This is a genomic window from Allocoleopsis sp. (assembly GCF_036703385.1).
Classification (GTDB): Bacteria; Cyanobacteriota; Cyanobacteriia; order Cyanobacteriales; family Coleofasciculaceae; genus Allocoleopsis.
On record NZ_DATNPA010000744.1, the window covers coordinates 1 to 2,033 of the forward strand.

Consider the following 2,033-nt stretch of genomic DNA (forward strand, 5'->3'; position numbering starts at 1 on the left):
AACCTCTGACTCCTCTAGATATGGTTTTTCTAGGGCTACCTATAGGTGTTGTATTCTGACGGGGTGACCATCCCGTCAGAAGCCACGGTAGATGGGAATTGGAATGATTGGCGATCGCTCAAGAACCCCCTCTTATTCTCAAGAAGCCTCAATTAAAGAGAATATGACCTCAACAAGCGTCAGAAGCTAGACTGTAAAAGCTCCATAGCTCTCAGACCCCGTTGGAAATAGGGAAGTTTGTTGGGAGTCAACTGCCAAAACTTGTTGACTAAATCTGACAAAAACTCCATGCCCGCTACCCAAATATACCCGTATAAGCCTACCCAAAAACTGCTGTGTCGTCTCTGTGTTCGTCCTAGTTCTTTCAGGCGGCTAATATATTTCTGAAGTCCGATGTTTTTAATCTTTTTGCCCGAAAGTAGTGCACAAGTGTAAGCGATCGCTATTATTAATACCAGACTCATCAATCGAGATTCACAAGCATGACATCCTTCGAGATTATAGCCCCCCGTCTTACAATCTTTGAACATGGCTTCAATGCCACTTCGAGCTTGATAAGCCTTAAGTGCTGATGATAAACTGCCCAAGTTAGTCAGAATATACCAGCCTTCATCGAGCCGAGTTCCCCGATATTTGCGTTTCCAATAAGCGGCCAGATTCAAGGGGCAAAACCCTTTTTGCTTGGTGAGGTTTACCCCAGTGAAAAACATCTTCATACCGGGAGCTAATCCCAGAGAATCCAATCGCTGATAATCTTGACCTTGTTGTTGAACATAGGTAGATTTTTTCTGACGTAAAGCGAAGAACACGCCTTGCTCATCCAGCCAGTTAGCTAGCCGGACACTCCGAAACTCTCGGTCTCCGACGACAATGACGTAGTAACCTTTGAGCAACCTTAATACGGGAATAAGCAAGGCTTTTTGTTCGGCTAAGTTACTACTTCCTCGTTTGTCTAAAAGCTTCCAGTAAATCGGAATTGCTCGCTTCTCCCAAATTACACTAACTACAAAGAGATTTTTGTCTCGCCATTGCGTTCTATCGATAGCAACTATTAGTTGGCTAGATTTCTTGGTGAAGCGCGTTCTCAAGATGTACTTAATTAGGGGAAACCACAATACGGGAAGACTTACCTGAGATACGATTAAAAATCGTTGGAGACGGCGACGGCGACTTTCAAATTTAATAGGTTGTGGGAACAAAGCTGCCAATCTTTCAATTCGGACTTGTTTATGCGCTTGGAACAGCCAAATTAAGATTTCAAGGGTTAGACACTGAGCAGCACTCAGTTGACTTTGAAAACAGGTTTGGTAGACTTGAGGTAATATTTTCATTAAATCGGTCTTGTTGACAAAATGAGACCGATCTTTTTTTACCACAAGTTGTTTCAATTTCTCTCTGGCATGGCTTCTAGCGGAGTGGTCACCCCGTCAGGTCATTGGGATTTACCTGCTTTTCTAGTGACAGTAATGTTGACAAAGTGCGACATTCTTAGTTTTATCCAGATGTCGATCTTTGTCAACATTTACGAGGTCATAAGCCTTTGACACAATCAGAGGCATGGGAAAAGCGGGTACAGTGCTAAAGCGGATTTTGGATGCCTACGGCATTAGCCAAAATAAATTGGCAGTGGCGATGGGAACTGGGCGTTCCAGTATTAACCGTTGGGTCAATGAAAATAGAGACCCATCCGGTGATGCAATCCTGGAAATTAGAAGGGGGCTTCTGAAAATTGACCCTGCTGCGGCGGAGGAGTTTATTCGGCTGTATCTGGATGATTCGTTTAACGATGAGAGTCAGTCGTAGGGGATGAGGAGAGCGATCGCATTTCACAAGATGTTCAGGTTAGTTGGCTGTGCGTTAGCGTAGCGGCAAGCAGTGCATCGCCCTTCACATCTCACACGGCTACTAATGATTCATCTTCTTGCCAAACAAGCAAGCTATCAAGTTTCCCCGATTCTGCAAATGTTCTAGCAGCCAGCAGGCAACGCAGCAAATCAACACACATCTTGGCTGGGTAAATTCCTTCTTGTCCA

General features: G+C 44.4%; 2 protein-coding genes. One reads left to right on the forward strand and one right to left on the reverse strand.

The features are described from left to right. Nucleotides 1-179 precede the first annotated feature (179 nt). Nucleotides 180-1,331, reverse strand: coding sequence for an IS4 family transposase (locus V6C93_RS35075; RefSeq protein WP_333481324.1), 1,152 nt, complete (start codon nt 1,329-1,331; stop codon nt 180-182). A gap of 226 nt (nt 1,332-1,557) precedes the next feature. On the opposite strand from V6C93_RS35075, the gene V6C93_RS35080 reads away from it, so the two are divergent. Beyond that, the gene (locus V6C93_RS35080; protein ID WP_333481325.1) at nt 1,558-1,803 is read left to right on the forward strand and encodes a helix-turn-helix transcriptional regulator; all 246 of its coding nucleotides are present in this window, start codon (nt 1,558-1,560) and stop codon (nt 1,801-1,803) included. Nucleotides 1,804-2,033: the final 230 nt, after the last annotated feature.

What these genes read in the sequence shown, in the direction of transcription:
- V6C93_RS35075 (WP_333481324.1), bottom strand. Translation starts at nt 1,331, where the DNA reads ATGAAAATATTACCTCAAGTCTACCAAACCTGTTTTCAAAGTCAACTG.
- V6C93_RS35080 (WP_333481325.1), top strand. Translation starts at nt 1,558, where the DNA reads ATGGGAAAAGCGGGTACAGTGCTAAAGCGGATTTTGGATGCCTACGGC.